We start from the raw sequence: 13,633 nt of genomic DNA on the forward strand, positions 1-13,633 counted from the left end.
GGTTCCACCACAGCCAATAATTAAGATGTAATAACCACGACAGCATGAAGAAAAATCGCGCTTTCCTTAAATGGGCCGGAGGGAAATACCCGCTGCTTGACGATATCCGTCGTCATTTGCCACAAGGTGACTGTTTAGTCGAACCTTTTGTGGGTGCCGGTTCCGTGTTCCTCAACACCGATTATGACCGCTATCACCTGGCGGACATCAACGGTGACCTGATCAATCTCTATAACATCGTCAAAAACCGCACGGCTGAGTTCATCGAAGACGCGCGGCAGCTGTTCACGCCTGAAGGTAATATCGCAGAGACCTATTACGCGCAACGTCTGGCCTTTAACGCCAGCAAAGATGAATATCAGCGCGCACTGCTGTTTCTCTATCTCAATCGCCATGGCTATAACGGTTTGTGCCGTTACAATCTGCGCGGTGAGTTTAATGTGCCTTTTGGTCGTTATCGCAAACCTTACTTTCCGGAAGCGGAGCTGTTGTGGTTTGCCGAACGGGCGCAAAAAGCGACCTTTGTCTGTGAATCGTACGATGTTACTCTGAACAACGCCCTTGCTGGCTCAGTGGTTTATTGCGATCCGCCGTATGCGCCCTTATCGGCGACGGCGAACTTTACCGCATACCACACCAACAGCTTTAGTCTGCGCGAGCAGCAGCATCTGGCCGAGCTGGCCAACAAACTGGCCTATGAAAACAGCATACCGGTGCTGATTTCCAACCATGACACGCTGCTGACGCGTGAGTGGTATCAGAATGCGGTTTTACACGTAGTCAAAGCCCGGCGTTCCATCAGCCGAAGCATAAGTGGTCGCACTCAGGTTGACGAACTGCTGGCGCTTTTCCGCTAGCCTGTTTCGTCCGCGACCAACGCATTACGCCAGCTCAGGCTGGCGCACAAAATTGGGAGAATCGGATGAAACAATTTTTGCTGGCCCCTTCAATTCTTGCTGCTGACTTTGCTCGCCTGGGCGAAGATACCGCGAAAGCGCTGGCGGCAGGGGGGGATGTGGTGCATTTCGACGTGATGGATAACCACTATGTGCCCAACCTGACCATGGGACCGATGGTGCTGAAAGCACTGCGCGACTATGGCATTACGGCACCGATTGATGTGCATCTGATGGTCAAACCGGTCGATGCGCTGATCCCAGAGTTCGCCAAAGCGGGCGCGACCTACATTACCTTCCATCCTGAAGCCAGTGAGCATGTTGATCGCACGCTGCAACTGATCAAAGAGCACGGCTGTAAAGCAGGCCTGGTGTTCAATCCAGCCACGCCTCTCGATTACCTCGACTATGTGATGGATAAACTCGACATCATTCTGCTGATGTCAGTGAACCCTGGCTTTGGCGGCCAATCCTTTATTCCTGGCACGCTGGACAAACTGCGTCAGGCGCGTCGTCTGATTGATCAGAGCGGCTATAACATCCGTCTGGAAGTGGACGGTGGCGTGAAGATTGACAACATCGGTCAGATCGCGGCAGCAGGTGCGGATATGTTTGTGGCCGGTTCTGCGATCTTCGGTCACCCCGATTACAAAAAAGTGATCGACGAAATGCGCGGCGAACTGGAGAAAGTTAATGGCTCATTTCACTGATATCCGCGCGCTGGCGTTTGATCTCGACGGCACGCTGGTTGATAGCGCACCGGGTCTGGCGCAGGCGATCGATCATGCTTTAGGTGATTTGCAGTTGCCGCCTCCTGGCCTGGCGCTGGCTTCCACCTGGATTGGCAATGGCGCGGACGTGATGATGACGCGCGCGCTGACCTGGGCTTTAGGCCGCGAACCGCATGCCGAAGAGCAGCGTGACGCACGTGCGCTGTTTGATAAATACTACGCCGAAACGGTGGAAGCGGGCAGCACGCTGTTCCCGCAGGTGAAAGAGACGCTGGTTGCTTTGCACGCCAAAGGCCTGCCGATGGCCATCGTCACCAACAAGCCGACGCCGTTTGTTGCGCCACTGCTGGAATCGCTGGGCATTGCCGATCTCTTCACGCTGATTATCGGCGGTGATGATGTGGTGGTGAAAAAACCGCATCCTGCAGCGATCTTCCTTGTTTTGGGTCACTTTGGTGTACTGCAAAAAGAATTACTGTTTGTCGGTGATTCTCGCAATGATATTCACGCGGCTCAGGCCGCTGGCGTGCCGAATATCGGCATGACTTTCGGCTACAACTACGGCGAGCCGATTGCTATCAGCCAACCCGATTTAACTCTCGATACTTTTAGCGAACTTTTGCCCGCTCTCGGGCTGTAATTATCAGGATATAACATGAGCAAACCCATCGTTTTCAGCGGCGCCCAGCCTTCCGGTGAACTGACCATTGGCAACTACATGGGTGCGCTGCGTCAGTGGGTGCAGATGCAGGATGATTTCCACTGCATTTACTGCATCGTCGATCTGCACGCCATCACCGTTCGTCAGGATCCTGTTGCACTGCGCAAAGCCACGCTGGATACTCTGGCGCTGTACCTGGCCTGCGGTATCGATCCCGCGAAAAGCACCATCTTTGTTCAGTCACATGTGCCAGAACACGCGCAGCTGAGCTGGGTGCTGAACTGTTACGCCTACTTTGGCGAGCTGAGCCGCATGACGCAGTTCAAAGACAAGTCTGCGCGTTATTCCGAGAACATCACTGCGGGTCTGTTCGATTACCCGGTGCTGATGGCAGCCGATATTCTGCTGTATCAGACCAACCAGGTACCGGTGGGCGAAGATCAGAAGCAGCATCTGGAACTGAGCCGTGATATCGCCGGTCGTTTCAACGCGCTGTATGGCGATGTGTTCAAAATCCCTGAGCCGTTTATTCCGAAATCAGGCGCACGCGTGATGTCGTTGCTGGAACCGACCAAGAAGATGTCGAAGTCGGATGACAACCGCAACAACGTGATTGGTCTGCTGGAAGACACTAAAGCGGTGGTGAAGAAGATCAAGCGCGCGGTAACCGATTCCGCCGAGCCGCCAGTGGTGCGTTACGACGTGAAAGAAAAAGCCGGTGTATCTAACCTGCTGGATATTCTTTCTGGTGTCACCGGTAAGTCAATTCCGCAGCTGGAGCAGGAATTCGAAGGCAAGATGTATGGCCACCTGAAGGGCGAAGTGGCGGAAGCGGTTTCCGGCATGCTGACTGAGTTGCAGGAGCGTTATCACCGTTTCCGTAACGATGAAGCTTTCCTGAATCAGGTGATGCGTGATGGCGCCACCAAGGCCCGCGCACAGGCGCAAGAAACGCTGAAGAAAGTCTACGAAGCGGTGGGCTTTGTGGCTCAGCCTTAATCAGCTAACTGCGTGAACTAAGAACGGCGAGTTGTCATGACTCGCCGTTTTTTTATGTTTAAAACCAGCGTAACTGGCGACGCAGGCTCACCACATGGCCAACGATAATCAACGCCGGGCTGGCAAACTGCTGCGCCAGGGTGCTGAGTTCGGCTAACGTCGCGGTATCCACCCGTTGCTCTGACGTCGTGCCATTCTGCACGATGGCGACCGGCATCGCGGCATCCATCCCGTGCTGCAACAGCTGGCGCTGAATCTCTGGCGCCTGATTCAAGCCCATATAGAACACCAGCGTTTGCTGTTCTGCTGCCAGCTTACTCCACTCAATCTCACCCTGCTGTTGCAGATGACCGGTGACAAAGCGCACGCTCTGTGCGTGATCGCGGTGCGTCAGCGGAATGCCGCTGTATGCGGCACAGCCGGAGGCGGCGGTAATACCCGGCACCACGCTGAACGGAATGTTGTGCTGTGCCAGTACTTCCAGTTCCTCACCCCCGCGACCGAAAATAAAGGGATCGCCGCCTTTCAGACGCACTACACGTTTACCGCTCTGCGCTTGTTCCAGCAGCAGCTGATTGATTTGCGACTGCGGCACACAGTGATGTCCGGCCTGTTTACCGACGAAGATGCGTTCAGCATCGCGCCGCACCAGGTTGAGAATCGGTTCAGATACCAGACGGTCATAAACAACCACATCGGCCTGCTGGATGCACTGTAAGCCTTTAAGCGTCAATAATCCGGCATCGCCTGGACCCGCGCCCACCAGCACCACTTCACCTTGTTGAGACCGCGGCGCGTCGAACAGCGTATCAACGATATGATCGGCGCGCGGCTGATCACCATTGGCCAGCGTTTGCGCCAGACGATCGCTGGCAAAGAAGCGTTCCCAGAATGCCCGGCGCTGTCCCATGCTCGCAAATGTCTGCTTTACCCGGCCGCGTAGTGACCCGGCGAGTGAGACCAGTTGGCCTAAATGTTGCGGCAGCATCGCCTCCAGCTTTTCACGCATCAGGCGAGCCAGCACCGGCGCGCGTCCGCCGGATGACACGGCAATCATCAGCGGGGAGCGATCGACAATCGACGGCATGATGGCGGTGGCCTCCTGCGGTGCATCCACCAGATTACAGAAGATGCGGCGCAGTTCGGCAGCATCGCCCACCTGTTGATTCACGGCGTCATCGTCGGTGGCGGCAATCACCAGCCAGCACTCATCCAGCCACTGCTCTTCAAAGCTGCCGGGGAGTAAATGTAACTTTCCCTGTTCAGCCCACTGTTGAAATACAGGGGAAAAATCCAGTGCGCCGACGTGCAGATCGGCTCCGGCATCCAGCAGCAGGCGCGCTTTGCGTTCTGCCACATCACCGCCGCCGACCAGTAAACAACGTTTGCCCTGCAGGCGGCAAAACAGCGGAAAATAGTCCATCGCTCATCCTCAAAAAAGCCCGCAATGTGCGGGCTTAGAAACGTTAAACCGATTTAAGCGCAGTGGCTTGTGGCGCCACTTGCGGTCGTTGTGCCTGTGGTGTGGCGTACCAGTATCCGAGGCCCATCAATATCATCCCAGAGAACATGTTACCCAGCGTCACCCACAGCAGATTATGACCGATGCCGCTTAAGGTCAGATCGGCATTATGCTGACCAAACCACGACAGTGCAAAGACCGTCATGTTCGCCACGGAGTGTTCGTAGCCTGAAGCGATAAAGGCCAGCAGGCACCACCAGATGGCAAGGAATTTCGCCGTGCCTTCGGTGCGCACCGCCATCCAGATCGCCAGACATACCAGCCAGTTACACAGTGCGCCCTTGAAGAACAGCGCCATGGCGGGCTGCGTAGTTTTCGCCAGCGCTGCGCTATGAATCAAGGCGCTGGCATTGGGCAGCATCGCACCTGCTGCATAGTAGTAGAGCAGGGCGACAAACACCGAGCCAATCAGGTTGCCCAGCCAGGTTTGCGGCAGCACGCACCACATCTGACCCTGGCTGATGGTGCCAGCTTTGACGCCGACGGTGAGGAACATCGTATGGCCGGTAAACAGCTCCGACCCGGCAATGATCACCAGCGTCAGGGCGATACCAAAGGTTGCGCCCATAATCAGCGGACGCCAGGCAGGATCGGCCAGGTTGCCGAGGGTGAAAATCAGAATGATGGCGAGGCCAACGTAAGCGCCCGCCATCGCCGAGCTAATCCAGAAGGCCAGCGGGCTGTGCTGCGCCGTTCGCACAATGCGTGCTGCGTTGTTGGCGCAGGTGTTCAGGGTGTCAGTAAACATAGTGACGTCTCATAAAGTGAAGGCATTCTGTCAGGCGCACACTTCGACCAGGCCCGCAGTGACGCGCACCGGATAGCTCGCCACCGATCGGGATGCATCTTCGAGGCAGACGCCATCGCTCAAGCGGAAGCGTTGTTTTTTCAGCGGGCTGGCGACCCATAGCGTGTGCTGGTGCTCTGCAATCAGGCCACGTGACAGCACGCTGGCCTCGGCGAAAGGATCGATGTTGTTGAGTGCATACAGTTGCTCATCGTCTCGTGGACGGAAGATGGCAATCTGTTGACCTTTCACCAGCGCGCAGACGCCGGTGGCAGGCAGGATTTGCTCGAGTTCACATACTGAGTGCCACTGGCTCATGCGTCGATCTCCTCAATCTGGGTGACCGCAATACGCTCGGCAGGGCGTGCCGGACGATGCTGATCGCGCTGGTTAATGTGCTGCACCAGCGGGTCGCGCTGATCGCTATTGATAAAGGTGCTGAAGTGGATTTGCTGCTGCGGATCCTTGACGGTTGCGGCCCATTCACATTCGACTTTGCCGCGCAGGCGCGTCATCTCACTCTCCAGCTGCGCGTTGAGGCTGAGTTTGTCGTCAACAATCACGCTGCGCAGATAGTCGATACCGCCTTCCATGCTTTCCAGCCACAGCGAGGTGCGCTGCACGCGATCGCCGGTGCGGATATAGAACATCATGAAACGATCGAGGTAGGTGAGCAGGGTATCGCGATCCAGATCCGCCGCCAGCAGATCGGCGTGACGCGGTTTCATGCCGCCGTTGCCACACACATACAGGTTCCAGCCTTTCTCCGTGGCGATGATGCCGACGTCTTTACCCTGCGCTTCCGCGCATTCGCGGGTGCAGCCTGAGACACCAAACTTCATTTTGTGTGGTGTGCGGATGCCTTTGTAACGATTCTCCAGCTCAATGCCGAAGCCCAGACTGTCGCCCACACCGAAACGGCACCAGCTGCTGCCAACGCAGGTTTTCGCCATGCGCAGCGCTTTGGCATACGCCTGACCGGTTTCAAACCCGGCATCAATCAGCAGGGACCAGATGGCGGGCAGATCGTCGCGCTGGGCACCAAACAGGCCAATGCGCTGTGAACCGGTGATTTTTGTGTAGAGATTGTACTGACGGGCCACGGCACCGATGGCCATTAAACCTTCAGGTGTGATTTCACCGCCGGGTGAGCGCGGGATCACCGAGTAGGTGCCATCTTTCTGGATATTGCCGAGGAACAGGTCATTGCTGTCTTGTAGCGGTGCCAGCTGAGGCTTGAGCACATAGTCGTTCCAGCAGGAGGCCAGCAGCGACGCCACAGTGGGTTTACACACCTCACAGCCATAACCCTGACCGTATTTCGCCAGCAACGCATCGAAGGATGCGATCTCTTCGACGCGAATCAGGTGATACAGCTCCTGGCGTGAGTAGGGGAAGTGCTCGCACAGGTGATTGTTGACTTCGATGCCCTGACGGCTCAGCTCCGCGTTGAGCACCTGGGTGATCAGTGGAATACAACCGCCGCAGCCAGTGCCGGCGCGGGTTTCGCTTTTTAGCATCGCCACGGTGTGGCAACCACCTTGCACCGCCTTGACGATATCGCCTTTGCTGACATCGAAGCAGGAGCAGATTTGCGCGCTATCCGGCAGGGAATCGACGCCTAATACCGGCTTCTCACCGCTGCCTGCAGGCAGAATCAAACCTTCGGGATTCTCAGGCAGCGCGATGTTATTCAGTGCCAGCTGCAGCAGATTGCCGTAATCGCTGGTGTCACCCACCAACACCGCGCCAAGCAGTGTGCGATTGTCTTCACTGACAATCAGGCGCTTGTAGATGTGTTTCTGTTCATCGAGCCACATATAGCTACGCGCACCTGGCGTGCGGCCATGCGCATCGCCAATGCCGCCGACATCCACGCCCAGCAGCTTGAGTTTGGCGCTCATATCGGCGCCAGAGAAGACATTCTCACGTCCCAGCAACACATCGCTGGCGACCTGTGCCATTTTGTAGCCGGGTGCCACCAGGCCGAAAAGACGGTTCTGCCAGGCGGCACACTCACCAATCGCATAAATCGCGGTATCACTGGTTTGGCAGCGATCGTCAATGGCGATACCACCGCGCTGGCCGAGATCCAGCCCGCACTGTTTCGCCAGTTTGTCTTGTGGGCGAATGCCGGTGGAGAACACAATGAAATCGACATCCAGCGCGCTGCCATCCGCAAATTCCAGCGTCTTACCGCCTTTGGCGTGATGCACAATTTGTTGAGTGTTTTTGCCAGTGTGCACTTGCACACCCATCTGCTCGATTTTGCGGCGTAGCTGTTCGCCGCCTTGCACATCCAATTGCTCGGCCATTAACCCCGGCGCAAACTCAATAACATGGGTTTCGATGCCGAGATTTTTTAGTGCTCCTGCGGCTTCCAGGCCGAGTAATCCACCCCCAATCACCGCACCACGTTTAGTGCGGCGCGCACAGGCTTCAATGGCGTTGAGATCTTCGATGGTGCGGTAGACAAAACAGTCGCTACCCTCTGAGCCTTTGATCGGCGGTATCCACGGATAAGAGCCGGTGGCGAATATCAGCGTGTCGTAATGCACCGCGCGACCGGTATTGGAGTGAATCAGTTTTTCGTCGCGGTTGATGGTAATGGCCCGTTCACCGATCAGCAGGTTGACCTGATGTTTTTCATAATAGCCGGGGCGAACCAGCGACAGCTCTTCAGCGGTGTGATGGGAGAAATAGGCGGAAAGGTGGACGCGGTCATAGGCGACGCGCGGTTCTTCACAAAAGACGGTAATAGCGAATTGGCCGGGCTCGGCTTTGTCGATCAGTTCTTCTATAAAGCGGTGGCCCACCATGCCGTTGCCAATAATCACGACACTGTGCTTGCTCATGCTTGCCTCAAAAATTGCGGTATCTGCGCTTACGATAGCGCGCTGCATCAGGCGCTTATTGATGCACATCAAGCGCACCGCTATATACCCATTTCGAGGTATGTAATTGATTTCGAAAGAAATTGATAAGTGGCTTATTTGGTTGGATATTGTGCTGCGTCGGTCGCCATCAGTGCTGCACCAGCAAACTGAGCAGAGGACGTTTTCGGATGGTGATTTTGGCAGTCCAAAAACCTATGAGGCTGACGGACGGATTTTCGTGCTAGCTTAACTTGTTGCTTTGAAACAGGAGGAAGGCATGGCGAACCGGTCACTGAAGTGGATTAACAACCTGCGTCTGGCGGGCCAGCAGGGTCTGTGGCAGATGGAAATCAACGGCGGCAAAATAACGGCATTACGCCTCCAGCCACCGCAAATCACGCAGCAGGATGATGCGCTGGATGCCGAAGGCGGACTGGCAAGTTCCCCATTTATCGAACCACACATCCATCTCGACACCACCCAAACCGCCGGGCAGCCCGCCTGGAATCAATCCGGCACGCTATTTGAAGGTATTGAACGCTGGGCCGAACGCAAAGCGCTGCTCAGTCACGAAGATGTGAAGCAACGCGCACAGCAGACGCTGAAGTGGCAAATTGCCAACGGCATTCAGCATGTGCGCACTCACGTTGATGTGTCCGATCCCACACTGACCGCGTTAAAAGCGATGCTGGAAGTGAAAGCGGAAATGGCGCCATGGATCGATATCCAAATCGTGGCGTTTCCGCAAGAGGGGATTCTCTCCTATCCCAACGGTGAAGCCCTGCTGGAAGAGGCGTTGCGACTCGGCGCAGATGTGGTAGGCGCCATTCCGCATTTTGAGTTCACGCGCGAGTACGGTGTGGAATCGCTGCACAAAACCTTCGCGCTCGCCAACCGCTATGACCGCATGGTGGATGTGCACTGTGATGAGATCGATGATGAGCAGTCGCGCTTTGTCGAAACCGTGGCGGCACTGGCACATCGTGATGGCAATGGTGAACGTGTGACTGCCAGCCACACCACGGCGATGCATTCCTACAACAATGCCTACACCTCGCGCTTATTCCGCTTGCTGAAGCTGTCGAAGATTAATTTTGTCGCCAATCCGCTGGTGAATATTCATCTGCAGGGACGTTTTGACAGCTATCCCAAACGTCGCGGTATCACGCGGGTAAAGGAGTTGCTGGAAGCCGATATTAACGTCTGCTTTGGCCATGATGATGTGTTTGATCCCTGGTATCCGCTGGGTACGGCCAGCATGCTGCAAGTGCTGCATATGGGATTACATGTTTGCCAGTTGATGGGCTACGAGCAGATCGACAACGGCCTGAGCCTGATCACCACCAACAGCGCGAAAACCATGCAATTGAGGGATTACGGCCTGGCGGTGGGTGACCATGCTAGTCTGATCATTCTGCCAGCTGAGAGCGGCTTTGATGCGGTGCGCAGACAAGTGCCCGTGCGCTATTCGATCCGTCAGGGAAGTGTGGTGGCGGCAACGCAGCCCGCGAGCAGCGAAATCTATTTAGGTGAGACGGAAGCAGTGACGTTCCGGCGATAATCGCTGCAAAAAAAGAGTGCGCATCACTGCGCACTCTCTTAATACTGCACCAGGCAACAAAGGCGAACCTTTAGTACGCCCCTGCATATCACTCGTTAGTGCGTCACATGGCCGTGCTGGCGATGTTTAGTCACAAAGCCGAGCAGCACACACATCACAAACACCACGGCATACAGGCCATTGGCGGTAGAGAGCGCTGCATGTGCGCCGCCTTTCGCCACAATCGGGCCGGTGACCACGAAGGTCAACATGGTGCCAACGGTGCCGCAGGTCAGGATAAAGTTCACCAGCTTCGGCGAAGAGACTTTGGTTTGCAGCGAACCGAGCGTGATGATGGTGGTGTAAATGGCGCTGGAGCTGAAGCCGAGAATCATGATGATCCAGTGCAGCATGCTGGCGTCGTTGGTGGTGACAAACCAGTACATTAAACCCGTCGCCAGTGCCGCCAATACCATCAGGATGCGCTGCAGATCGAAGAAGCGCAGCAGGAAGCTGAACACCCACATGCCGACCATGTACGCGGTCCAGAAGTTACCCACTAATTGACCGGCTGCCGAAATATCCATACCCATCGATTTGGTCGCATACTCTGGCACCCAGGAGATGAAGCCCAGCTGACCGAGGATATAGCATAGCGCCGCAATCGACAGGAACAGCACGCCGATGCCCCATTTCTCTTTCTCGCCACCTTGTACGGCAGCTTCGCTTTTCAGCACAGGGAATTCCACCATCAGCGTCAGGACGAAGATGGCGATGTAAATCACACCAATACAGGCGTAAACCCAGTACCACGGCAGCATGCGAGCCAGCAACACACCGGCGATGATCGGGAAAATGGTACCGGCCATGCTGAAGAAGGAGTCGGTAAACAGCAGACGCGAACCACGCTGACGGCCATCGTACAGATGGGTAATCAGGAAGGTACCGATCGACATGGTGATACCGCTGACCACACCGAGCACAAACATGCACAGCGAGAAGACGCTCAGGTTATGGCTGGTCATCAGGCCCGCCACCGCGAGGATCATCAGTACAAAGCCAAAGATCAGCTGGCGTTTCAACGGCACAATCACCATCAGCCAGGCGTTAAGGAATACCGCCACCAGGATACCGGCATTCAGGAAGGTGAAGGTGTTGCTCATTTCTGAGATGGGCAACTGGAAATATTGGGCAATATTATCCAGTACCATACCGGTAACGATCACCAGCGCGCCGGTGAGCGCGTAGGAGAAAAAGCTGATCCAGGTAAGGCCAATGCGATTACGGTTTGTCATGTTCTGAACCTGTGAAGCGCCGGGATTGGCAAAAAGTGTCATGAATTGTAAATGCAACTGTGATCTTAATAAACAACGAGTGTAACGAGCGCGAAATATTTCATTAATAGTGTGATTTTCATCACGCAAATGATTGCGCGCCCCAGAAAGTATGACAATCGCAACATCAGCGTAAATATCGGTAAAACGCTGGCTCTTGTATAACTTGCTCTTTACAATCGATCTCGTTTTTGAGCTTGCACTCCATGGTAAGGAATCTTTCATGTTTAAACGTACTTTGACAGCGGCAGTCGCCCTGTTAGCGCTCTCTTCTGTATCCGCTACCGCTCTGGCAGCCAAAGGGGATACTCATGTGCTGCTCACCACCTCTGCGGGCAATATCGAACTCGAACTGAACAACCAGAAAGCCCCGGTCTCGGTGAAAAACTTTGTCGACTACGTCAACAACGGTTTTTATAACAACACCATCTTCCACCGCGTGATTCCTGGTTTCATGGTTCAGGGCGGCGGTTTCACTACGGATATGCAGCAGAAGCAGACCGTGGCACCCATCAAGAATGAAGCCGATAACGGTTTGCGTAACCTGCGTGGCACCATCTCGATGGCGCGTACTGCAGATAAAGATAGCGCCACCAGCCAGTTCTTCCTCAACGTCGCGGATAACGCGTTCCTCGATCACGGCCAACGTGACTTCGGGTATGCGGTATTTGGTAAAGTTGTGAAAGGTCAGGATGTGATCGACAAGATTGCTCAGGTGCCTACCAAAGATGTCGGCCCGTACCAAAATGTGCCGTCAAAACCGATTGTTATCCTGTCTGCTAAAGTCCTGCCTTAATGATTTAACGCGCCGCTGCTCGCTGGCGCGTTCTGCTGCTCTCCGGCAAAGCTAAAATTTGCTCTTATACTTAGGGCAAATTGCTTGTCGGAGGCGCAATGACCAGCCAACTCACCGAAAAACAGAAAGCCACCCTGTGGCAACAGCGCCGCATGGCCAGTTATCAGGCCAGCTGCCGTCTTGCCGGCTACGTACTCAGCGATATCAGCGCTGAGCAGCATGAAGAGCGACTTGAGTCACTAAGGAGGCAATATGGCGGATAACAGTCTGGCGGTGCGCGACCCTTACGTCTGGCACAACGACACGGTGCTGAAAAATCGTCTCGATATTCATGATGAAGCGCAACTGCTTAAAGCGGAGTTGGCCTTTAGCGCTGCACGTCTGGCGACACTGGAACTCGGCCCGCGCAGTACCGGCATGCCGTGGTTATGCCACATTCATCGCACGCTGTTTCAGGATCTCTACAGCTGGGCGGGGGAGTTGCGTAGCATCGATATCTGGCGTGATGAGACGCCTTATTGCCATTGCGAATACATCGAGAAAGAGGGCAATGCGTTGATGAGCGCGCTGGAAGATGAGCAACAGCTGACAAACCTGACGCAGGATGAGTTTGTCGCGCGGCTGGCGCATTATTACTGTGAGATCTACGTATTGCATCCGTTCCGCGCGGGCAATGACCGCACGCAGCGCATTTTCTTCGAACAGCTGGCGCTGCATGCCGGCTACCTGCTGACGTGGGACAAACTGGAGCGAGAGACGTGGCGTACCGCGTTGTTTAACGGTGTGTCGGGGGATTTGGCATCGCTGACGGCGCAGTTTGCGAAAGTGGTGAGCCCTGCACGCTAAAATGCGTAGAATAGCGGCGGTTTGACTGGCCTGAGGGCACTATGCTGCTGTTAATTGATAACTACGACTCCTTCACCTGGAATCTCTACCAGTACTTCTGTGAGCTGGGCGCAGAAGTGCGCGTGGTGCGTAACGATGCCATCACGCTAGCGGAGATGGAGACGCTGCCACTCACCCATTTGGTGATTTCCCCCGGCCCCTGTACGCCGGATCAGTCCGGTGTTTCTCTGGACGCCATCCGCCATTTTGCCGGACGCTTGCCGATTCTCGGTGTCTGCCTCGGCCATCAGGCGATTGCGCAAGCCTACGGTGCACAGGTCGTGCGTGCACGTCAGGTGATGCATGGCAAAACCTCTGTTATCCAGCACACTCATCAAGGCGTATTTCGCGACCTTAATAATCCGCTCACCGTCACGCGCTATCATTCACTGATTGTGGCGCGCGATACGCTGCCCGCAGAATTCGAAGTGACAGCCTGGAGCCTGCGTGATGGCGAGCCCGATGAGATCATGGGCTTCCGCCACCGCACTTTGCCGCTGGAAGGGGTGCAGTTCCATCCTGAAAGTATCCTCAGCGAGCAAGGCCATCAACTGTTGGCTAATTTCCTCAACGCGTAACTTATGTTTGCCTTCGTGTGATTTTTTA

14 protein-coding genes are annotated in these 13,633 nt (G+C 55.3%); 9 read left to right on the top strand and 5 right to left on the bottom strand.

From position 1 onward, the window contains the following. Nucleotides 1–44: 44 nt before the first annotated feature. The 4 genes from dam to trpS all read left to right on the top strand — a co-directional run bounded on the left by dam (nucleotide 45) and on the right by trpS (nucleotide 3,287). A complete protein-coding gene (dam, locus tag LBW88_RS22865; RefSeq protein ID WP_224934379.1) occupies nucleotides 45–857 on the top strand; it encodes an adenine-specific DNA-methyltransferase in 813 nt (270 codons plus the stop codon). Nucleotides 858–922: 65 nt separating this feature from the next. After that, nucleotides 923–1,606, top strand: a complete 684-nt coding sequence (gene rpe, locus LBW88_RS22870) for a ribulose-phosphate 3-epimerase (protein WP_224934380.1) — start codon at nucleotides 923–925, stop codon at nucleotides 1,604–1,606. Continuing rightward, entirely contained in the window at nucleotides 1,590–2,267 is a 678-nt protein-coding gene (locus LBW88_RS22875; protein ID WP_224934381.1) for a phosphoglycolate phosphatase, read from the top strand. Before rpe ends, LBW88_RS22875 begins: the two co-directional genes overlap by 17 nt. Before the next feature lie 15 nt (nucleotides 2,268–2,282). Beyond that, on the top strand, nucleotides 2,283–3,287 hold the full coding sequence (trpS, locus tag LBW88_RS22880) for a tryptophan--tRNA ligase (RefSeq protein ID WP_224934382.1): 1,005 nt from the start codon (nucleotides 2,283–2,285) through the stop codon (nucleotides 3,285–3,287). A gap of 58 nt (nucleotides 3,288–3,345) precedes the next feature. Here the strand turns inward: trpS and cysG are convergent, their stop codons facing one another. From cysG to nirB, 4 genes are read right to left on the bottom strand one after another with little or no spacing between them, the layout of a single operon-like run. After that, a complete protein-coding gene (cysG, locus tag LBW88_RS22885; RefSeq protein ID WP_224934384.1) occupies nucleotides 3,346–4,710 on the bottom strand; it encodes a siroheme synthase CysG in 1,365 nt (454 codons plus the stop codon). 43 nt (nucleotides 4,711–4,753) lie between these two features. Beyond that, nucleotides 4,754–5,557 (bottom strand): nitrite transporter NirC, encoded by an 804-nt coding sequence (gene nirC, locus LBW88_RS22890; protein ID WP_224934386.1) that lies wholly within the window; start codon nucleotides 5,555–5,557, stop codon nucleotides 4,754–4,756. 30 nt (nucleotides 5,558–5,587) lie between these two features. Continuing rightward, nucleotides 5,588–5,914: a nitrite reductase small subunit NirD gene (gene nirD, locus LBW88_RS22895; protein WP_224934388.1), complete on the bottom strand. Its 327-nt coding sequence runs from the start codon at nucleotides 5,912–5,914 to the stop codon at nucleotides 5,588–5,590. Beyond that, nucleotides 5,911–8,451, bottom strand: coding sequence for a nitrite reductase large subunit NirB (gene nirB, locus LBW88_RS22900; RefSeq protein ID WP_224934390.1), 2,541 nt, complete (start codon nucleotides 8,449–8,451; stop codon nucleotides 5,911–5,913). Before nirB ends, nirD begins: the two co-directional genes overlap by 4 nt. A gap of 298 nt (nucleotides 8,452–8,749) precedes the next feature. Here nirB and LBW88_RS22905 point away from each other — a divergent pair, with 298 nt between their 5' ends. Next, a complete protein-coding gene (locus LBW88_RS22905; RefSeq protein WP_224934392.1) occupies nucleotides 8,750–10,033 on the top strand; it encodes a cytosine deaminase in 1,284 nt (427 codons plus the stop codon). A 95-nt stretch (nucleotides 10,034–10,128) separates the two neighbouring features. Here LBW88_RS22905 and tsgA read toward each other — a convergent pair whose 3' ends face one another. Further along, nucleotides 10,129–11,307, bottom strand: coding sequence for an MFS transporter TsgA (gene tsgA / locus LBW88_RS22910; protein ID WP_224934394.1), 1,179 nt, complete (start codon nucleotides 11,305–11,307; stop codon nucleotides 10,129–10,131). A 262-nt stretch (nucleotides 11,308–11,569) separates the two neighbouring features. Here tsgA and ppiA point away from each other — a divergent pair, with 262 nt between their 5' ends. The 4 genes from ppiA (at nucleotide 11,570) to LBW88_RS22930 (ending at nucleotide 13,605) form a co-directional block, all read left to right on the top strand. Next, nucleotides 11,570–12,142 carry a peptidylprolyl isomerase A gene (gene ppiA / locus LBW88_RS22915; protein ID WP_100701782.1) on the top strand — a complete coding sequence of 191 codons (573 nt, stop codon included), beginning with the start codon at nucleotides 11,570–11,572 and terminating at the stop codon, nucleotides 12,140–12,142. Between the two features lie 98 nt (nucleotides 12,143–12,240). Next, entirely contained in the window at nucleotides 12,241–12,405 is a 165-nt protein-coding gene (locus LBW88_RS22920) for a YhfG family protein (RefSeq protein ID WP_072016960.1), read from the top strand. After that, on the top strand, nucleotides 12,395–12,988 hold the full coding sequence (locus LBW88_RS22925; RefSeq protein WP_224934396.1) for a putative adenosine monophosphate-protein transferase Fic: 594 nt from the start codon (nucleotides 12,395–12,397) through the stop codon (nucleotides 12,986–12,988). The genes LBW88_RS22920 and LBW88_RS22925 overlap by 11 nt, the downstream gene beginning before the upstream one ends. A 41-nt stretch (nucleotides 12,989–13,029) precedes the next feature. Next, a complete protein-coding gene (locus tag LBW88_RS22930) occupies nucleotides 13,030–13,605 on the top strand; it encodes an aminodeoxychorismate synthase component II (RefSeq protein ID WP_224934398.1) in 576 nt (191 codons plus the stop codon). Nucleotides 13,606–13,633: the final 28 nt, after the last annotated feature.

The sequence above is a fragment of the Pantoea sp. alder81 genome, from assembly GCF_020179835.1.
Classification (GTDB): domain Bacteria; phylum Pseudomonadota; class Gammaproteobacteria; order Enterobacterales; family Enterobacteriaceae; genus Pantoea.